Origin of the sequence: Streptomyces sp. NBC_00876 (assembly GCF_045207435.1) — a bacterium.
Classification (GTDB): Bacteria; Actinomycetota; Actinomycetes; order Streptomycetales; family Streptomycetaceae; genus Streptomyces.
In genome coordinates, this window is record NZ_CP108800.1 from 7,064,459 (window position 1) to 7,081,680 (window position 17,222).

Here is a 17,222-nt window from a genome sequence, read left to right on the forward strand (position 1 = left end):
GGGGAGGGGCGGGGGCGGTTCTCAGCGGCGGATGAGCCTGCGGGCCGTCGCCGCCGCGACCGCCGCGGTGCGCGAGTCCACGCCCAGCTTGGCGTAGATGTGCACCAGATGGGACTTGACCGTCGCCTGGCTGAGGAAGAGCCGCTTGCTGATCTGCAGGTTCGACAGGCCCTCGCCGACCAGTTGCAGCACCTCCAGCTCGCGCTTGGTGAGTGCTTCGGCCGGCGTCCGCATGCGGTCCATCAGCCGGTGCGCGACAGCCGGCGCGAGAGCGGAGCGGCCGGCCGCCGCGGTACGGACCGCTGCGGCGAGCTCCTCCGGCGGGGCGTCCTTGAGCAGATAGCCGGCGGCGCCCGCCTCCACCGCCGCCAGGATGTCGGCGTCGCTGTCGTACGTCGTGAGGATCAGGACCCGGGGCGCGTCCGGCGCCGCTGTGATCGCGGCGGTGGCCTCCGAGCCGTGCATACCCGCACCGAACTGCAGGTCCATCAGGACGACGTCGAACTCGCCGGTCGCGGCCAGCGCGACGGCCTGTTCGGCGGTGGCGGCCTCGGCGGCGACCCGGAAGTCCGGTTCGGTGTCGAGAACGGCCCGCAGTCCCGCCCGGACCACCGGGTGGTCGTCGGCGAGCAGCAGTCTGATCGGGGTGGTCATGCGGCGTCCTGTCCGGTCCGGCCGACGGTGAGGGGCAGCGGCAGGGTGAGGGCGACGGCCGTGCCCTGTCCGGGCGCCGACTCCACGCTCAGCGTGCCGCCCAGCGAACGGGCCCGGGACCGCATGGCCGGCAGCCCGAAGCCGCCGGCCCCGGTCCTGCCGGGCGTGGCGGCGGCCGTGAAACCGCGGCCGTCGTCGACGACGTCCAGCGACACCGAGGTGTCCATGAAGCTCAGTGTGATCTCCGCCCGCCGGGCTCCGGCGTGCTGCACCGTGTTGGCCAGCGCCGACTGCGCGGTGCGCAGCAGTGCCACCTCGTAGGGGGTGGGCAGCTCCACCGGGGTGCCGCTGACGGCGAACTGCACGGTGAGGGAGGGATCCGTGGTGCGGGCCGAGAGCCGTTCCAGCGCCGCCGCCAGGGAGCCGTTCTCCAGATCGGGCGGGGTCAGCGCGCGGACGAAGCGACGGGCTTCGGCGAGATTGTCCTGGGCGGCCTCGCGGGCCTGGCGGACGTGGGGCGTGGCGGGGGCGTCCGCCGGCAGGGTGCGTTCGGCGGCGCGCAGCAGCAGCTGGATGCTGGAGAGGCCCTGGGCGAGGGTGTCGTGGATCTCGCGGGCCAGCCGTTCGCGCTCGGCGAGGGTCCCGGCGGTGCGCTCCGCCTCGGCCAGCTCCGCACGGGTCGAGACGAGCTCGTCGATGAGCTCACGGCGCCGCTCGCTCTCCCGGGCCAGCGCGTCGTAACCGAGGACGGTGGCCACCGCGACCGCCGCGCCGAGCAGCGGGCCGATGAACGTGCCGGGGCTGACCGGCTGCCCGTGCAGCAGGAAGCTCGTGATGGCGGCGGCCGCGGTCACCACCACGGCGGGCAGGCTCCAGCGCATCGGCAGCAGATGCAGCTGAAGGAAGTAGAGCGGGAAGGCCACCCACAGCGCGTCCGGCGACAGCACCAGCAGCGCCAGCCAGATCGCCCAGAGCGCCGCGAGCCAGGCAGCGCCCGCCCGGGTCCGCGGCTGCACGACGGGGGCCAGCGCGCCCGCCGCGTACACCGCGGCCAGCGCGCCGGCGACCGCGACGACGGCACCCGGGTGCGGGACCCGGTCGCTGACCGCCTTGACGGCCGCGAGTGCCAGCAGTCCCAGCAGGAGGGCATGCAGACACAGCCGCAGCGTGGCGGCGACCGGGGGGTGGACGCGCGTTTCCATGATTCGTCCAGCGTAGACGGGGGGTACCGGGGGCCGGTCAATCGAAAGGTTGATGTCGGGACCGGCCTGCGGGCGATGTTTCCGCGGCCGCGGAAACGCAGGCTGGAGTCATGTTCGTCGCATGGAGAGATCTTCGGTTCGCCAAGGGCCGGTTCGCGCTCATGGGCACGGTCGTGGTCCTGATCACGCTGCTCGTGGGTCTGCTGTCCGGTCTGACGGCCGGACTGGCCCGGGAGAACACCTCGGCCGTCACCGGGCTGAACGCCGACCACCTGGCGTTCGCCGCCCCGCCCGACGGCCAGTCGGTGTCCTTCACCGATTCGACCGTCGAGGAGTCCGCCTGGCGGAGCTGGGCGAAGCAGCCCGGGGTCGAGGCGGCCCATCCGCTCGGCATCCGCACGCTGAACGCCGCCGCGGTGACGGGGCAGCGCACGGCGGCCGTCTCCGCCTTCGGCGTCGAGCCGGACAGCGGTCTGGCACCGCCGGGCACCCCGGTCGGCCCCGGAAAGGCCGTGCTCTCCCGGCAGGCCGCCGACGATCTGGCGGTGCGCGCCGGTGACCGGCTGCGGCTCGGGGGCGACGAGTTCACCGTCGCGGCGGTCTCCGGCGACGCCTCGTACAGCCATACGCCCGTGGTGTGGACCGCGCTCACCGACTGGCAGCGGTTCGCGGCCGACGGTGCGGCGGGCGGCACGGAGCACGCCACCGTGATCGCGCTCACCACCACCGACGGGGCCGCCCTCGCCGCCGGCGACCGGGCGGCGGGCACCAGCACGCTCACCCTCGACGGCTCCCTCACCGCCATCGGCTCCTACCAGGCCGAGAACGGCTCGCTCCAGCTGATGCGCGGCTTCCTCTTCGCCATCTCCGCCCTGGTCATCGGCGCCTTCTTCACCGTCTGGACGATCCAGCGCAGCGGCGACGTCGCCGTCCTGAAGGCACTGGGTGCCTCCACGCCGTATCTGCTGCGGGACGCACTCGGGCAGGCCGTGGTGATGCTCGCGATCGGTACGGGACTGGGCACCGCGCTCGCCTCCGGCATCGGTGCGCTGATCAGCGGCGGGGCCGTGCCCTTCGTCCTGGACGCGGCTACCGTCCTCGTCCCGGCGGCCGTGCTGATCACCCTCGGGGCGGTCGGGGCCGCCCTGTCCATCCGGCGGATCACCGCCGTCGACCCGCTCACCGCGCTCGGGAGTGCCCGATGACCCTCACGCTCACCGATGTCACGCTCACCTACCCCGACGGCGACGGGCGGCTCACCGCACTGGACCACGTGACACTGGACGTACCCGCGGGCACGCTCACCGCGGTCGTCGGCCCGTCCGGCTCCGGCAAGTCGAGCCTGCTCGCCGTGGCCGCCACCCTGGTCACCCCCGACGAGGGCGCCGTCGTCGTCGCCGGGACGGACACCGCGGGGCTCAGCCGGGCGGACAAGGCGGCGCTGCGCCGCGAGCGGATCGGCATCGTCTTCCAGCAGCCGAATCTGCTGCCCTCGCTGACCGCCGCCGAACAGCTCCAGGTCATGGCGCACCTGTCGGGAGGGTCCGTCCGGGCCGCCCGCGCCCGCGCGCTGGAACTCCTCGACGCGGTCGGTCTCGCCGACAAGGCCTCCCGCAGGCCCCACCAGCTCTCGGGCGGGCAGCGCCAGCGGATCAACATCGCGCGGGCCCTGATGAACGACCCGGCGGTCCTGCTCGTCGACGAACCGACCAGCGCCCTGGACCACGAACGGGGTGCGGCGGTGCTCGACCTGCTGGTCTCGCTGACCCGGCAGCGGTCCACGGCGACCGTCCTGGTCACCCACGACCGGACCCACCTGGACCGGATGGACCTGACGGTCACGATGCAGGACGGCGGGCTGACCGCCCCGGCACTGGCCTGAGGGACGGGGGAGCAGAAACGACAGAGGGGTGGCCGGGAGCTTCATCGAGCTCCCGGCCACCCCTCCTCGCGTCTCAGCCGGCCGACCCGCTGCTGGCCAGCACCTCGGACAGTTCCTTCGCGGCCTGCTGGAGGATCGGCACGATCCGCTCGGTGGCCGCCTCGGTCACCCGGCCCGCCGGGCCGGAGATCGAGATCGCCGCAGAGGTGGGGGAGTTGGGCACCGACACCGCCAGGCAGCGGACCCCTATCTCCTGCTCGTTGTCGTCCACCGCGTACCCCACCCGGCGCACCTGCTCCAGGGCGTCCAGGAACCCGTCCGGGGTGGTGATCGTCTTCTCGGTGGCGGCCGGCATCCCGGTGCGCGCGAGCAGCGCCCGCACCTCGTCCGGCGGGGTGTGGGCCAGCAGGGCCTTGCCGACGCCGGTGGAGTGCGGCAGCACCCGGCGGCCCACCTCGGTGAACATGCGCATCGAGTGCTTGGACGGCACCTGCGCCACGTACACGATCTCGTCGCCGTCGAGCAGCGCCATGTTGGCCGTCTCGCCGGTCTCCTCGACCAGCCGGGCCAGATACGGGCGGGCCCACGTGCCGAGCAGCCGCGAGGCGGACTCGCCGAGCCTGATCAGGCGCGGGCCGAGCGCGTAGCGGCGGTTGGGCTGCTGGCGTACGTATCCGCAGACCACCAGCGTGCGCATCAGCCGGTGAATGGTGGGCAGCGGAAGCCCGCTGCTCGCGGAGAGCTCGCTCAGGCCGACCTCGCCCCCCGCATCGGCCATCCGCTCCAGCAGATCGAAGGCGCGCTCAAGGGACTGCACACCACCGCTGGAAGCGGCGGGTTTGGAGTCGGAAGTGCTGGCGTGGGACGGCGGCACGTCAACGGTCCTTTCGAAGCGGAAGAGCAAGGCAGCAGCCTACCGGGCACTTCTCGATCGGCCCACTGCCGCAGGGGCCCGTCCTGGCCGGTCAGGGCTCGTATGTCCGGGTGTCCGCGGGTGTGCCGGCGGTCCGTACGGCGCCGCGTATGGCCCATTCTACGTTCCGCACTGCGAAATCAGTCTTTTACTTTGTGGAAATCTCCAGTCGGCATCACGAGTGGTCCGCTGGACGGCCGGAGCGGAGGATGGGGTCTTGACGGGCTGCGATCCCGAGTGAAGACTCCTTCAACAGTTCGTTGAATTCATGAAGTGGGGAGCACGGGTGTCCGGTACGGACGTGAAGCTGGTACTGCGCTCGACGCGCGTCGTCACACCCGGCGGGACCCGGCCCGCCGCGGTCGCCGTCGCCGGCGGGACGATCGACGCCGTCCTGCCGTACGACACCGAGGTGCCGGCGGGTGCGCGGCTCGAGGACTTCGGCGACGACGTCCTGCTGCCCGGCCTCGTCGACACCCATGTCCATGTGAACGACCCGGGCCGCACCGAGTGGGAGGGGTTCTACACCGCCACCCGCGCCGCGGCGGCCGGCGGGATCACCACGCTCCTCGACATGCCGCTCAACTCCCTCCCGCCGACCACCACCGTCGAGCACCTGCGAGTCAAACAGCAGGTGGCAGCCCCCAAGGCGCACATCGACACCGGTTTCTGGGGCGGCGCGATCCCCTCGAACATCAAGGATCTGCGCCCCCTGTACGAGGCCGGGGTCTTCGGCTTCAAATGCTTCCTCTCGCCCTCCGGCGTCGAGGAGTTCCCCGAACTGGACCAGGAGCAGCTGGCCCGCTCGATGGCGGAGATCGCGGGCTTCGGCGGCCTGCTGATCGTGCACGCGGAGGACCCGCACCACCTGGCGGCCGCGCCGCAGCGCAGCGGCCCCGCCTACGCCGACTTCCTCGCCTCCCGGCCGCGCGACGCCGAGAACACCGCGATCGAGGGGCTGATCGCCCACGCCAGGCGGCTGAACGCCCGTGTCCACGTACTGCACCTGTCCTCCAGCGACGCACTGCCGCTGATCGCCGCCGCCAAGCGCGAGGGTGTCCGGGTCACCGTCGAGTCCTGCCCGCACTTCCTCACCCTGACCGCCGAGGAAGTCCCCGACGGGGCGACCGAGTTCAAGTGCTGTCCGCCGATCCGTGAGGCCGCCAACCAGGACGCGCTGTGGGAGGGCCTCGCCGACGGCACCATCGACTGCATCGTCTCCGACCACTCGCCCTGCACCACCGACCTCAAGACACCGGACTTCGCCTCCGCCTGGGGCGGCATCTCCTCCCTCCAGCTCGGTCTGCCCGCCATCTGGACCGAGGCCCGCAGGCGCGGCCACTCGCTCGACGACGTCGCCCGCTGGATGTCGGCCGCACCCGCCGAGCTGGCCGGACTGACCGCCAAGGGTGCGATCGAGGCCGGTCGTGACGCCGACTTCGCGGTCCTGGCGCCCGACGCCACGTTCACCGTCGACCCGGCCGAGCTCTTCCACCGCAACCAGGTCACCGCGTACGCCGGCCGGACGCTGTACGGCGTCGTGCGGTCCACCTGGCTGCGCGGCGTACGGATCGCCGCCGAAGGCACCCTCGCCGAGCCCACCGGCCGGCTCCTCGAAAGGAACAACCGACGATGACGGCGACAGCGCACTTCACCGGCGACGCGAACCCCTACGGCGGCGGCGACCCGTACGCCGACTACCGCACCGCCGATCTCCCCTTCACCCACCTCGTCGACCTCGCCGACCGGCGGCTCGGCGCGGGTGTGATCGCCGCGAACGACGAGTTCTTCGCGGAGCGCGAGAACCTGCTGAGGCCGGAGCCCGCCCACTTCGACCCCGAGCACTTCGGCCACAAGGGCAAGATCATGGACGGCTGGGAGACCCGCCGCCGCCGTGGCGAGAGCGCCACGCAGCCCCACCCCACGGCCGAGGACCACGACTGGGCACTGGTCCGCCTGGGCGCACCCGGCGTCGTGCGCGGCATCGTCGTCGACACCGCCCACTTCCGCGGCAACTACCCGCAGGCGGTCTCCGTCGAAGCCGTCTCGCTGCCCGGCTCGCCCTCCCCCGAGGATCTCCTCGCGCCCGACGTGAAGTGGACAACCCTCGTCCCCCGTACGGAAGTCGGCGGCCACGCGGCCAACGGATTCGCCGTCGACGCCCCGCAGCGCTTCACCCACCTGCGCGTCAACCAGCACCCCGACGGCGGCATAGCCCGGCTCCGGGTCCACGGCGAAGTGGCCCCGGACCCCGCCTGGCTGACGGCGCTCGGCACCTTCGACCTCGTCGCGCTGGAGAACGGCGGCCGGGTCCAGGACGCGTCCGACCGCTTCTACTCCCCGGCGACCAACACCATCCAGCCCGGCCGGTCCCGCAAGATGGACGACGGCTGGGAGACCAGGCGCCGGCGCGACAAGGGCAACGACTGGATCCACTACCACCTCGTCGAGGAGGCGGAGATCCGTGCCGTCGAGATCGACACCGCCTACCTCAAGGGCAACTCGGCGGGCTGGGCGGCCCTTTCCGCCCGCGGCACGGACAGCGGCGACTGGACCGAGGTGCTGCCCAGGACCCTGCTCCAGCCCGACACCAACCACCGCTTCGTCCTGCCGGAGGCCGTGAAGGCCGGCCAGGTCCGGATCGACATCTTCCCGGACGGCGGCATCTCGCGGCTGCGCCTCTTCGGCTCGCTCACCGAACAGGGCGCCGTGCGGCTGGCCGCCCGCCAGGCTGACCTGGGCGGCTGAACCGGCCCCTGGGGAAGCCTGTCCGTATTCGGGGGATACGGTACCGATATGGGAACCTGCCCGGGTTGCCGTACGCCCCGAACAGGAGTCGCCATGATCTTCATCGCCGTCAAGTTCACCGTCCGCACCGCCGAGCGCGACAACTGGCTTCCGGCCGTCGAGGACTTCACCCTTGCCACCCGCCAGGAGCCCGGCAACGTGTTCTTCGAATGGTCCCGCAGCGTCGAGAACCCGGACCAGTTCGTACTGCTGGAGGCTTTCGCGTCCGCCGAGGCGGGCGCGGTCCACGTGCAGTCGGCGCACTTCGCCGCGGCGATGGACACCATGGCGGACCTGGTGGCCGAGGTGCCCGAGATCATCAACGTCGAGGTGCCGGGCGAGGGCTGGTCCCGGATGGCGGAAGTGCAGCCGCGCTCCAGCTGAGGCCGGAGGGCGGTCCGCCGCCCGCGCTCAGAACTCCTCGTACGGCTCGGGGACCCCGCCGAACCGCTGCTGCGGCCCGGCATGATCCGGACGAGAGGCCCTGGGGTGCGCGGGCCGGGTCAGCGTCCCGGGCCCGCCCCGCGCAGCCGGGTGATCACCTCGTCGACCCGGTCCCGCTCATAGCCGCGGCGTACCAGGTCGAAGGCCGGCGGGGCGGACGGCGGGGCGCCGGCGAGGAGCCGGGTGAGGTAGTCCTCGACCTGGTCGCGGTCGTATCCGCGCCGGGCGATGCGGAATGCGAACCGTTCGTACAGCGGACGGTCGTCCTTTTCACCCGGTGCGGACATGAAGGCCTCCTCAGGGCGGGATCGTTGCCCTCACCCTGCCACGCTCAGGCCGCGTGGCCGCCGTCAACGACCAACTCCGCGCCCGTGATGTACGCCGCCTCGTCACTGACCAAGTAGCCGATCAGGGAGGCCACTTCACCGGTGGTGCCGAACCGGTCCAGCGCGTTCGCCGCCCGCTGCCCGGCGGCGTACGGGCCGTCGGCGGGGTTGAGGTCGGTGTCGACCGCGCCCGCCTGGACCAGGTTGACCGTGATGCCGCGCGGACCGAGCTCACGGGCCAGCGGCTTGGTCAGTCCGGACAGCGCCGACTTGCTCATCGCGTACAGCGTGGAGCCGGGGCCGCCCGCGTACCGGCTCAGGGCGGTGCCGAGCGAGATGATGCGGCCACCGCGCTCCATCACCCCGGCCGCGGCCCGGCAGGCGAGGAACACGGCCCGCACGTTGACGGCGAGGACCCGGTCGACATCGGCGGTGGTGAGGCTGTCGATGGGGCCGAGGACGCCGATGCCCGCGTTGTTGACCAGGATGTCGAGCCGGCCGAAGGTCTCCGCGGTCCGGTGCACCGCGGCGGGGACCGCCTCGGGATCGGCCGAGTCCGCGCGCAGGGCGACGGCGCGGCGGCCGCACGCCTCGATCTTCCGGACGACGTCCTGTGCCGCCTCCTCGTCCTGGACGTAGGTCAGCGCCACATCGGCGCCGTCCCGGGCGAGCCGCAGAGCGGTCGCGGCGCCGATGCCACGGCTGCCGCCGGTGACGAGGGCGGTGCGGTTGGTGCTGACGGTGCTGTTCATCAGGGGGTTCCTGTCCGTTGCCGTTAGTGCTGACAGGAACAAGGAAATGCCTTCTGAGCACGGGATACCGGCGGGAAACGGACGCCCACTCCGGTACGCCCGGTGCGCCGGCCGATGAGTTTCGGACATGGGTGGGGTCGGAACAGACGGAAGCGAAAACGGCAGGTGTTCCGAAGGAGCAGAACCATGGCAGAACTGACGCTCACCACCTTTCTGACCCTCGACGGTGTCATGCAGGCCCCCGGCGGGCCCGAGGAGGACATCAGCGACGGGTTCGAGTACGGCGGCTGGGTCGCGCCGATCATGGACGAGAGCATGGGGCAGTTCATGACCGAGGTGTTCGACCGCTCGGCGGCCTTCCTGCTGGGCCGGCGTACGTACGACATCTTCGCCGGGTACTGGCCGGCGGTCACCGACCCCGGCAATCCGATCGCCTCCCGCCTCAACGCCCTTCCCAAGTACGTCGTCTCGACCACGCTGGAGAAGGCCGACTGGGAGAACACCACCGTGATCTCCACCGGCGTCGTCGAGGAGATCACCCGGATCAAGGAACGCACGGAGGGCGGCGAACTCCAGATCCACGGCAGCGGCGCACTCGCTCGGTTCCTGATGGCGCACGACCTGATCGACGAGTACAACCTCCTCGTCCACCCGGTCGTGCTCGGCCGCGGACGGCGGCTGTTCCCGGACGGCGGGCTGCCCACCGCCTTCGAGCTGACCGGCTCCCGGACGACGCCCAACGGCATCGCGATCCAGACCTACCGGCCCGCCGGACGGGCCACGTTCGGCTCGGTCCCGGACGGCACGTGAGCGCCGTGATGGCGAGCCCCTGGCCCCCGCCGGACGGCCCTCCGGCGGGGGCCAGGGGCTCGCCATCACGGCAGGGTGCCCGGTAGCGTGATCGTTCCGCGTGCGAGCCAGTGAGGTCTCCACATCAGTCCAGTGGAGAACCAGGAGATCCGGGTGTCCTCTGTCGCCGTGCCCGCCCTCGCCCCGCCGCGCCGGGCGTGGATCACCGATCTGCCCGTCCTGCTCGTCGCGGTGGTCTGGGGCTCCAGCTATCTGGCCGCCAAGGGCATCACCACGACGCAGACCGTCATCGCGGTCCTCGTGCTGCGCTTCGCCGTCGTGCTGCCCGTCCTGGTGATCGCCGGATGGACCCGGCTGCGGGCGCTGACCGCAGCCCAGTGGCGGGGCGCCGGACTGCTGGGCCTGGTGCTCAGCGGGATCTTCCTGGTGGAGACGTACGGCATCGTGCACACCTCGGCGACCAACGCCGGGCTCATCATCAGCCTCACGATGATCTTCACCCCGCTCGCCGAGGCCGCCGTGACGCGGACCCGGCCGACCGGGGCGTTCCTCGCGGCCGCCGCGCTCTCCGTCACCGGAGTGGTGCTGCTGACCCAGGGCGGCGGATTCACCAGCCCGTCGGCGGGGGATCTGCTGATGCTGGTCGCCGCCCTGGCCCGCACCCTCCACGTCCTGCTGATGGCACGCATCAAGTCGGTCCGGTCGGCGGACTCGCTGTCCCTGACGACGGTCCAGCTCGGCAGCGCGGTTGCCGTGTTCGCCCTGCTGGCCGCAGCCCCCGGCACCGGCGAGTCGCCTTGGTCGGTCGCCGCCGGGTTCGGCGTCCGGGAGTGGGGCGGGCTGCTCTTCCTGTCGGTCTTCTGCACGCTCTTCGCGTTCTTCGTGCAGATGTGGTCCGTACGCCGCACCTCGCCGTCCCGGGTCAGCCTGCTGCTCGGTACGGAACCGCTCTGGGCCGCCGCCGTCGGCATCGCGATCGGCGGCGAACGCCTGGGCGCCCTCGGAGTCGCGGGCGCGGTGCTGGTGCTCGCCGGAACGGCGTGGGGGCGCCGCAGCGCGGACCGGGTCACCGCATGACCGCGTCGCCCCTCGACAGCCTCACTCCTTGACCGTGTCACTGCCCGGCCGTCACTCCTTGACCGTGTCACTCCCCGGCCGTCACTCCTTGATCGCGTCCGACGCGACCATGACGGCGATCCCCGTCACCACCAGCACGATGCACGCGAACAGCGAGTGGTCGCCGATGAACGGCAGCCTCTGCACCAGGCTGAAGAAGCTGAACCAGTCGAGCCATTCGTGGAGCAGACCGGCGGCGCCCTGGGCGAAGACCAGGAAGCCGACCGTCTCGCAGAGTTTCTTCATGGGACCGAGCCTGGCGGGCCGCGCACGGTTGCCGCGTCGGCCGGTGGTCTGCGCGGCCGGTCCGAAAGTCTCGGCTTCCGCGACTTTGGTCGCTTCGCGGCCCGCAACGCCCCGAAGCCCCGCCCCGGCTGCGTAGCTTTGTCGATATGACGCGTACGGAGTATCCCTGGCTGCTGCCCTCGGCGATGGCCGACCCCGAGCTCCCCGGGGACCGGGGCACCCGGACCCGCCGTACCGTGCGGGACTGGGCCGTAGACATCACCGCGTTCCTCTGTGCGGCGCTCATCGGGATGCTCGCGATCGCCGCGATCGAGGCCGACGGGAGCACCCCCGAGGGCATCGTCCTCATCGACTCGCTGATCGGCGCCGCGTCCTGCTGCGCGCTGTGGGTCCGGCGGCGGTGGCCGGCCGGTCTCGCCATCACCCTGACCCTCCTGTCCACCGTGGAGCCCGCCGCCGCCGGGGCCATGCTGGTGGCGCTGTTCAGCCTGGCCGTGCACCGGCCGTTCCGCCCCGTGGCCCTCGTCGGCGCGGGCGCCCTGGCCGTCGCCCCCGTACAGCCGTATCTGCGCCCGGACCCCGAGACCTCCTTCGTCGCGTCGACCATCATCGGGGTGCTGCTGGTCCTGGTCGTGCTCAGCTGGGGCATGGTCGTGCGCTCCAGACGCCAGCTCGTCGTCACCCTGCGCGAGCGCGCCCGGCGGGCCGAGACCGAGGCCGCACTCCGGGCCGAGCAGGCACAGCGGCTGGCCCGCGAGGACATCGCCCGCGAGATGCACGACGTCCTGGCCCACCGGCTGACCCTGCTCAGCGTCCACGCCGGGGCCCTGGAGTTCCGCCCCGACGCGCCCCCGGCCGAGGTCGCCCGCGCCGCCGGAGTCATCCGGGACAGTGCGCACGAAGCGCTCCAGGACCTCCGCGAGATCATCGGCGTCCTGCGCAGCCCCCGGGACGGGGACGGTGAGGGCGACCGGCCGCAGCCCACCCTCGCCACCCTCGACGCCCTCGTCGCCGAATCCCGGCTGGCCGGCATGGCGGTGACCCTCGACAACCGCCTCGCCGACCCGGGCGCGGCCCCCGCGGCCACCGGCCGCACCGTCTACCGCATCGCACAGGAGGCCCTGACCAACGCCCGCAAGCACGCGCCCGGCGCCGAGGTCACCGTCACGGTCGACGGCGGTCCGGGGCAGGGGATCACCGTCGAGGTGCGCAACCCCGCCCCCGGCGAACCGTTCGAGCTGGTGCCGGGGTCCGGCCAGGGACTCATCGGCCTGACCGAGCGGGCCACCCTCGCCGGGGGCCGCCTGGACCACGGACCGGATACGGGCGGCGGGTTCGCGGTCCGGGCCTGGCTACCGTGGGCGTCATGACCACTGCGACCCCCATGCCTCCCGCCGGCCGGCCCGTCCGGCTGCTCATCGTCGACGACGACCCGCTCGTACGCGCCGGGCTCACCCTGATGCTCGGCGGCGCCGACGACATCGACATCGTGGGGGAGGGGGCCGACGGCAGCGAGGTCGCCGAACTCGTCGACCGGCTCAGGCCGGACGTGGTGCTGATGGACATCCGGATGCCGGTCATGGACGGACTGACGGCCACCGAGGCGCTGCGCGGCCGCCCGGACGCCCCCGAGGTCGTGGTCCTGACGACGTTCCACGCCGACGAACAGGTGCTCCGCGCGATCCGTGCCGGGGCCGCCGGGTTCGTCCTCAAGGACACCCCGCCCGCCCGGATCGTCGACTCCGTGCGGCGTGTGGCGGCCGGTGACCCGGTTCTCTCGCCCGCGGTCACCCGGCAGCTCATGGCCCGCGCCGCCGGCTCCGGACGGGAGGAGCGTGCGGGCCGCGCCGAACGGGCGCGGCAGCGGATCGCGTTGCTGGCGGACCGGGAGCGCGAGGTGGCGGTCGCCGTCGGGCACGGCCGTTCCAACGCGGAGATCGCCGCGGCGCTCTATCTGAGCGTGGCCACCGTGAAGACCCAGGTGTCACGGATTCTGGCCAAGTTCGGTTTCAACAACCGCGTTCAGATCGCCCTGTTGGTCCACGACGCCGGACTGCTCGACAACGAGGACGAGGACGGCGCGAGCCTGTCTTGAAGCGTTCGTCCGGACCGGGCCCCGCGGCTTACGCTGAATGTGCCGGTCCTGGTGGCCGGCCGATCAGACCGGGAGGGCGGACCCATGTCCGAAGTCGATGAAGATCTGCGCGGAGTTGCCGGCTTCACAGCCGATCCGTACCCGCACTACGCGAGAATGCGTGCCGCCGGCCCGGTGCACACCGTCCGCACCGACGAGTTCGACCGGGTCTGGCTCGTCGTCGGGTACGACGAGGGACGCGCCGTCCTGGCCGACCAGCGGTTCGGCAAGAACTGGCGGACGCTGCCCGGCCAGACGGCCGTGGGCGAGCCGATCTCGGCCCACATGCTGGAGATGGACGCCCCCGACCACACCCGGCTGCGCAAGCTGGTCGCCCGGGAGTTCACCTCACGCCGGATCGAGGCGCTGCGGCCCCGCGTGCAGCAGATCACCGACGAACTGCTCGACCTCATGCACCCCGCAGGGCAGGCGGACCTCGTCGACGCACTCGCCTTCCCGCTGCCGATGACCGTCATCTGCGAACTGATCGGGGTGCCCGATCTGGACCGGTCCGCCTTCCGCAAGCTGTCGAACGGTGTGGTCTCCCCGGCCGACGCACAGGAGGAGACCGAGGCGGTCCGTGCCCTGGGCGTCTATCTCGCCGAGCTGATCGAGGACAAGCGCTGCTCGCCCGGCGACGACCTGCTGAGTGCGCTGATCGCCGCCCGGCACGGGGACGATGACGCACTGTCACCCGCCGAGCTGGTCGGCATGGCCTTCCTGCTGCTCGTCGCGGGTCACGAGACGACGGTGAACCTGATCTCCAACGGCGTCCGGGCGCTGCTCGCCCACCCCCGCCAACTGGAAGACCTGCGCTCCGACTTCGGGCTTCTCGACGGCGCGGTGGAGGAGATGCTCCGTCATGACGGACCGGTGGAGAACGCCACCTTCCGCTTCGCCCGGGAACGGGTCGAGATCGGCTCCAGGGTCATCCAGGCCGGCGAACCGGTCCTGGTCTCCCTCGCGGGCGGCGACCGCGACCCCGGACGCTATCCCCGGCCCGACACCTTCGACATCCGCCGCGACGCCCAGGGACACCTTGCCTTCGGGCACGGGCTCCACTTCTGCCTGGGGGCGCCGCTGGCCCGGCTCGAGGGCCGCATCGCGATCCGTACACTGCTGGAGCGGTGCCCCGGCCTCGTACTCGATCCGGCCGCGGGGGAGCCCGACTGGGTGCCCGGGATGCTGATCCGCGGGGTGCGCCGGCTCCCCGTGCGCTGGTGAGACGGAAGGCCACGACATGACCGGACTCGACCTCGCGATGGCGCAGAAGGTGCTGGACAGCCAGCCGTTCAGCGGCCTCGTCGGCGCACGGATCACCGCCTTCGGCGGGGGCGGCGCCACGCTGGAGATCGACAGCCGCGAAGAGCTGCACCAGCAGAACGGCTTCCTGCACGGCGGCGTGCTCGCCTACGCCGCCGACAACGCCCTCACCTTCGCCGCCGGAACCACGCTCGGCCCGGCCGTGCTGACCGGCGGCTTCTCCATCCAGTACCTCCGCCCCGCCGTCGGCACCGGGCTCGTCGCCCGCGCCGAGGTCGTCCACACCGGCCGCCGGCAGGCCGTGGCGCGCTGCGATCTGTTCGTCGTGGGGGAGGACGGCGCCGAGACCCTCTGCGCCGTCGCCCAGGGCACCGTGCTGAGCGCCACCTCACCCTGAAGGGGCTCCACTTGACCACCGAAGCGTCAGTCGACCTCGGGGCACTGGGTGAGCGGTTCACCCGCGACCCGTTCCCCGTCTACGCCGAGCTGCGCGCCCGCGGTCCGGTCCACCGGGTACGCATCCCGGAGGGTGCTTCCGCCTGGCTCGTCGTCGGGTACGAGGAGGGCCGGGCGGCACTCGCGGACCAGCGGTTCTCCAAGCAGTGGCGCAACGCCTCGCCCGCGCTCGTGGCCCGCCAGGTCTCCGCGGGGACCTCCATGCTCAGCTCGGACGCCCCCGTGCACACCCGGCTGCGCAAACTGGTGGCCCGGGAGTTCACCGCCCGCCGGGTGCAGCAACTCGTCCCGCGCATCCAGCGGATGACCGGCGAACTGCTCGACGCGATGCTGGCCCTGCCGGGCCGCCGGACCGATCTCGTCGAGGCCCTGTCGTACCCGTTGCCGATGTCCGTCATCTGCGAACTGCTCGGGGTGCCCTTCCTGGACCGGCAGGCCTTCCGCGAGTGGTCCAACACCGCCGTGTCCTCCGTCGACGCCGCGGCACGCCGCGCGGCGACCGACGACATGTCCGGCTATCTGACCGGACTGCTCGCCGGTAAGCGGCAACAGCCGGGTGACGACCTGATGAGCGCGCTGATCCACACGGCGGGCGAGGAGGGCGACCGCCTCTGTGAAGAGGAACTGATCGGCATGGCCTGGCTGTTGCTCGTCGCCGGCCACGAGACCACGGTCAGCCTCATCACCAACGGGGTGCTCGCCCTGCTCACCCACCCGGAGCAGCTCGCGGCCCTGCGCGCCGACTTCGGTCTCATCGACAACGCCGTGGAGGAGATGCTGCGGTACGCGGGGCCGGTCGAGACCCCCACGTACCGGTTCACCACCGAGGAGGTCGAGATCGGCGGCACGGTGATCCCGGGCGGCGGTGAGCTGGTCCTGGTCGCGATGTCCGACGCCAACCGCGACCCGGGCCGCTACCCGGACGCGGACCGCTTCGACATCACCCGGGACGCCCGCGGGCACGTGGCCTTCGGTCACGGCATCCACTACTGCCTGGGCGCCCCGCTGGCCCGCGTCGAAGCGGCGGTCGCCATCCGGTCCCTGCTGGAACGCTGCCCGGACCTGGCCCTGGACACGGATCCGGCCGCACTGAACTGGCGTACGGGGGTGCTCATCCGGGGACCGGAGACCCTGCCCGTCAGATGGTGAACGGCCAGGGACCGGAGTCCCTGCCCGTCAGATGGTGAACCGCCGGCGGTGCCCGCGTTCAGGCGGACGCGATCTCCGCCAGATCCACCGGGCGCCGCTCCCGCCGCGAGACCTCGCACGCCTCGGCGATCCGCAGGGCGTGCAGGGCCTCCCTGCCGTCGCACGGATTGGCCGCCTCGCCGCGCACCAGCCGGACGAAGGCGTCCAGTTCGGCCTCGTACGCCGGGGCGAAGCGCTCCAGGAACCCCGGCCAGGGACGGGCCGGGGCGCAGGGGCCCTGCGGCTGTGCCGAGGTGAGCGGTGTCCGGTCGTCGAGGCCGACCGCGATCTGGTCCAGCTCGCCCGCGAGCTCCATCCGCACGTCGTACCCGGCGCCGTTGCAGCGCGTCGCCGTCGCGGTGACCAGGGTGCCGTCGTCGAGGGTCAGCAGGGCCGCGGCCGTGTCCACGTCACCGGCCGCGCGGAACATCGGGGGCCCGGCGTCCGATCCGGTGGCGTACACCCGTGTCACCTCACGGCCCGTCACCCAGCGCACCATGTCGAAGTCATGGATCAGACAGTCCCGGTACAGCCCGCCGGAGAGCGGCAGATACGCGGCGGGCGGCGGGGCCGGATCGGAAGTGACCGTGCGAACGGTGTGCAGCCGGCCGAGCACCCCGTCCCGCAGGGCGGTGCGCGCCGCCGTGTATCCCGCGTCGAAGCGGCGCATGAAGCCGAGCTGGAGCACGCTGCCCGCCCGCTCCACCTCACGCAGCGCGCCCAGGGTGCCCGCCAGGTCCAGCGCGACGGGCTTCTCGCAGAACGCGGGCAGTCCGGCCCGTGCGGCCCGGCCGATCAGCTCGGCGTGCGCCGCGGTGGCCGAGGCGATCACCACGGCGTCCACGCCCGCGCCGAACACCTCCTGCGCACCGGCGACGGCGCTCGCGCCGGTCCGGTCCGCGACCTCGGCCGCCCGGTCCGGGTCGGTGTCCGTCACCACCAGGGTCTCGACCGCGGGATGGCGGGTGAGTACGCCCGCGTGGAAGGAGCCGATCCGGCCGGTGCCGATGAGTCCGATGCGCATGGACCCAACGTGCCGTCCACCGGCA

19 protein-coding genes are annotated in these 17,222 nt (G+C 72.4%); 12 read left to right on the top strand and 7 right to left on the bottom strand.

Annotated elements, in window-relative coordinates; all coding sequences use genetic code 11:
- Window positions 1-21: 21 nt before the first annotated feature.
- Window positions 22-654, bottom strand: a complete 633-nt coding sequence (locus tag OG782_RS30930) for a response regulator (protein WP_406456590.1) — start codon at window positions 652-654, stop codon at window positions 22-24.
- Window positions 651-1,856: a sensor histidine kinase gene (locus tag OG782_RS30935; protein WP_406456592.1), complete on the bottom strand. Its 1,206-nt coding sequence runs from the start codon at window positions 1,854-1,856 to the stop codon at window positions 651-653. Before OG782_RS30935 ends, OG782_RS30930 begins: the two co-directional genes overlap by 4 nt.
- Window positions 1,857-1,966: 110 nt before the next feature.
- Here OG782_RS30935 and OG782_RS30940 point away from each other — a divergent pair, with 110 nt between their 5' ends.
- Both OG782_RS30940 and OG782_RS30945 read left to right on the top strand, forming a co-directional pair.
- Window positions 1,967-3,061 carry an ABC transporter permease gene (locus OG782_RS30940; protein WP_406456594.1) on the top strand — a complete coding sequence of 365 codons (1,095 nt, stop codon included), beginning with the start codon at window positions 1,967-1,969 and terminating at the stop codon, window positions 3,059-3,061.
- On the top strand, window positions 3,058-3,738 hold the full coding sequence (locus tag OG782_RS30945) for an ABC transporter ATP-binding protein (protein ID WP_406456596.1): 681 nt from the start codon (window positions 3,058-3,060) through the stop codon (window positions 3,736-3,738). Before OG782_RS30940 ends, OG782_RS30945 begins: the two co-directional genes overlap by 4 nt.
- A 73-nt stretch (window positions 3,739-3,811) precedes the next feature.
- Here OG782_RS30945 and OG782_RS30950 read toward each other — a convergent pair whose 3' ends face one another.
- Window positions 3,812-4,612: an IclR family transcriptional regulator gene (locus OG782_RS30950; protein WP_406456597.1), complete on the bottom strand. Its 801-nt coding sequence runs from the start codon at window positions 4,610-4,612 to the stop codon at window positions 3,812-3,814.
- Between the two features lie 325 nt (window positions 4,613-4,937).
- Between OG782_RS30950 and allB the strand changes: the two genes are divergently transcribed.
- From allB to OG782_RS30965, 3 genes are all read left to right on the top strand, one after another.
- A complete protein-coding gene (gene allB / locus OG782_RS30955; RefSeq protein ID WP_406459362.1) occupies window positions 4,938-6,287 on the top strand; it encodes an allantoinase AllB in 1,350 nt (449 codons plus the stop codon).
- Window positions 6,284-7,399 carry an allantoicase gene (gene alc, locus OG782_RS30960; RefSeq protein ID WP_406456598.1) on the top strand — a complete coding sequence of 372 codons (1,116 nt, stop codon included), beginning with the start codon at window positions 6,284-6,286 and terminating at the stop codon, window positions 7,397-7,399. Before allB ends, alc begins: the two co-directional genes overlap by 4 nt.
- 93 nt (window positions 7,400-7,492) lie before the next feature.
- On the top strand, window positions 7,493-7,822 hold the full coding sequence (locus OG782_RS30965) for a putative quinol monooxygenase (protein WP_406456600.1): 330 nt from the start codon (window positions 7,493-7,495) through the stop codon (window positions 7,820-7,822).
- A gap of 119 nt (window positions 7,823-7,941) precedes the next feature.
- Here the strand turns inward: OG782_RS30965 and OG782_RS30970 are convergent, their stop codons facing one another.
- Entirely contained in the window at window positions 7,942-8,169 is a 228-nt protein-coding gene (locus OG782_RS30970; RefSeq protein ID WP_406456602.1) for a hypothetical protein, read from the bottom strand.
- A 44-nt stretch (window positions 8,170-8,213) separates the two neighbouring features.
- On the bottom strand, window positions 8,214-8,960 hold the full coding sequence (locus tag OG782_RS30975) for an SDR family NAD(P)-dependent oxidoreductase (RefSeq protein WP_406456604.1): 747 nt from the start codon (window positions 8,958-8,960) through the stop codon (window positions 8,214-8,216).
- Window positions 8,961-9,146: 186 nt separating this feature from the next.
- Between OG782_RS30975 and OG782_RS30980 the strand changes: the two genes are divergently transcribed.
- Together OG782_RS30980 and OG782_RS30985 are read left to right on the top strand one after the other, a co-directional pair.
- Window positions 9,147-9,770: a dihydrofolate reductase family protein gene (locus OG782_RS30980; protein WP_406456606.1), complete on the top strand. Its 624-nt coding sequence runs from the start codon at window positions 9,147-9,149 to the stop codon at window positions 9,768-9,770.
- A 153-nt stretch (window positions 9,771-9,923) separates the two neighbouring features.
- Window positions 9,924-10,847, top strand: a complete 924-nt coding sequence (locus OG782_RS30985) for a DMT family transporter (RefSeq protein ID WP_406456608.1) — start codon at window positions 9,924-9,926, stop codon at window positions 10,845-10,847.
- Window positions 10,848-10,928: 81 nt separating this feature from the next.
- Here OG782_RS30985 and OG782_RS30990 read toward each other — a convergent pair whose 3' ends face one another.
- Window positions 10,929-11,132, bottom strand: a complete 204-nt coding sequence (locus OG782_RS30990) for a hypothetical protein (RefSeq protein ID WP_406456610.1) — start codon at window positions 11,130-11,132, stop codon at window positions 10,929-10,931.
- Window positions 11,133-11,278: 146 nt separating this feature from the next.
- On the opposite strand from OG782_RS30990, the gene OG782_RS30995 reads away from it, so the two are divergent.
- The 5 genes from OG782_RS30995 (at window position 11,279) to OG782_RS31015 (ending at window position 16,134) form a co-directional block, all read left to right on the top strand.
- On the top strand, window positions 11,279-12,502 hold the full coding sequence (locus tag OG782_RS30995; RefSeq protein ID WP_406456612.1) for a sensor histidine kinase: 1,224 nt from the start codon (window positions 11,279-11,281) through the stop codon (window positions 12,500-12,502).
- A complete protein-coding gene (locus tag OG782_RS31000) occupies window positions 12,490-13,227 on the top strand; it encodes a response regulator (RefSeq protein WP_406456614.1) in 738 nt (245 codons plus the stop codon). Before OG782_RS30995 ends, OG782_RS31000 begins: the two co-directional genes overlap by 13 nt.
- 84 nt (window positions 13,228-13,311) lie before the next feature.
- The gene (locus tag OG782_RS31005) at window positions 13,312-14,490 is read left to right on the top strand and encodes a cytochrome P450 (RefSeq protein ID WP_406456616.1); all 1,179 of its coding nucleotides are present in this window, start codon (window positions 13,312-13,314) and stop codon (window positions 14,488-14,490) included.
- 16 nt (window positions 14,491-14,506) lie between these two features.
- A complete protein-coding gene (locus OG782_RS31010; RefSeq protein WP_406456618.1) occupies window positions 14,507-14,926 on the top strand; it encodes a PaaI family thioesterase in 420 nt (139 codons plus the stop codon).
- An 11-nt stretch (window positions 14,927-14,937) separates the two neighbouring features.
- Window positions 14,938-16,134: a cytochrome P450 gene (locus OG782_RS31015; RefSeq protein ID WP_406456620.1), complete on the top strand. Its 1,197-nt coding sequence runs from the start codon at window positions 14,938-14,940 to the stop codon at window positions 16,132-16,134.
- 58 nt (window positions 16,135-16,192) lie between these two features.
- On the opposite strand, the gene OG782_RS31020 is transcribed toward OG782_RS31015, so the two are convergent.
- Window positions 16,193-17,197: a Gfo/Idh/MocA family oxidoreductase gene (locus OG782_RS31020; protein ID WP_406456622.1), complete on the bottom strand. Its 1,005-nt coding sequence runs from the start codon at window positions 17,195-17,197 to the stop codon at window positions 16,193-16,195.
- Between the last annotated feature and the right edge of the window lie 25 nt (window positions 17,198-17,222).

What these genes read in the sequence shown, in the direction of transcription:
- OG782_RS30930 (WP_406456590.1), bottom strand. Translation starts at nt 654, where the DNA reads ATGACCACCCCGATCAGACTGCTGCTCGCCGACGACCACCCGGTGGTC.
- OG782_RS30935 (WP_406456592.1), bottom strand. Translation starts at nt 1,856, where the DNA reads ATGGAAACGCGCGTCCACCCCCCGGTCGCCGCCACGCTGCGGCTGTGT.
- OG782_RS30940 (WP_406456594.1), top strand. Translation starts at nt 1,967, where the DNA reads ATGTTCGTCGCATGGAGAGATCTTCGGTTCGCCAAGGGCCGGTTCGCG.
- OG782_RS30945 (WP_406456596.1), top strand. Translation starts at nt 3,058, where the DNA reads ATGACCCTCACGCTCACCGATGTCACGCTCACCTACCCCGACGGCGAC.
- alc (WP_406456598.1), top strand. Translation starts at nt 6,284, where the DNA reads ATGACGGCGACAGCGCACTTCACCGGCGACGCGAACCCCTACGGCGGC.
- OG782_RS30965 (WP_406456600.1), top strand. Translation starts at nt 7,493, where the DNA reads ATGATCTTCATCGCCGTCAAGTTCACCGTCCGCACCGCCGAGCGCGAC.
- OG782_RS30970 (WP_406456602.1), bottom strand. Translation starts at nt 8,169, where the DNA reads ATGTCCGCACCGGGTGAAAAGGACGACCGTCCGCTGTACGAACGGTTC.
- OG782_RS30975 (WP_406456604.1), bottom strand. Translation starts at nt 8,960, where the DNA reads ATGAACAGCACCGTCAGCACCAACCGCACCGCCCTCGTCACCGGCGGC.
- OG782_RS30980 (WP_406456606.1), top strand. Translation starts at nt 9,147, where the DNA reads ATGGCAGAACTGACGCTCACCACCTTTCTGACCCTCGACGGTGTCATG.
- OG782_RS30990 (WP_406456610.1), bottom strand. Translation starts at nt 11,132, where the DNA reads ATGAAGAAACTCTGCGAGACGGTCGGCTTCCTGGTCTTCGCCCAGGGC.
- OG782_RS30995 (WP_406456612.1), top strand. Translation starts at nt 11,279, where the DNA reads ATGACGCGTACGGAGTATCCCTGGCTGCTGCCCTCGGCGATGGCCGAC.
- OG782_RS31005 (WP_406456616.1), top strand. Translation starts at nt 13,312, where the DNA reads ATGTCCGAAGTCGATGAAGATCTGCGCGGAGTTGCCGGCTTCACAGCC.
- OG782_RS31010 (WP_406456618.1), top strand. Translation starts at nt 14,507, where the DNA reads ATGACCGGACTCGACCTCGCGATGGCGCAGAAGGTGCTGGACAGCCAG.
- OG782_RS31020 (WP_406456622.1), bottom strand. Translation starts at nt 17,197, where the DNA reads ATGCGCATCGGACTCATCGGCACCGGCCGGATCGGCTCCTTCCACGCG.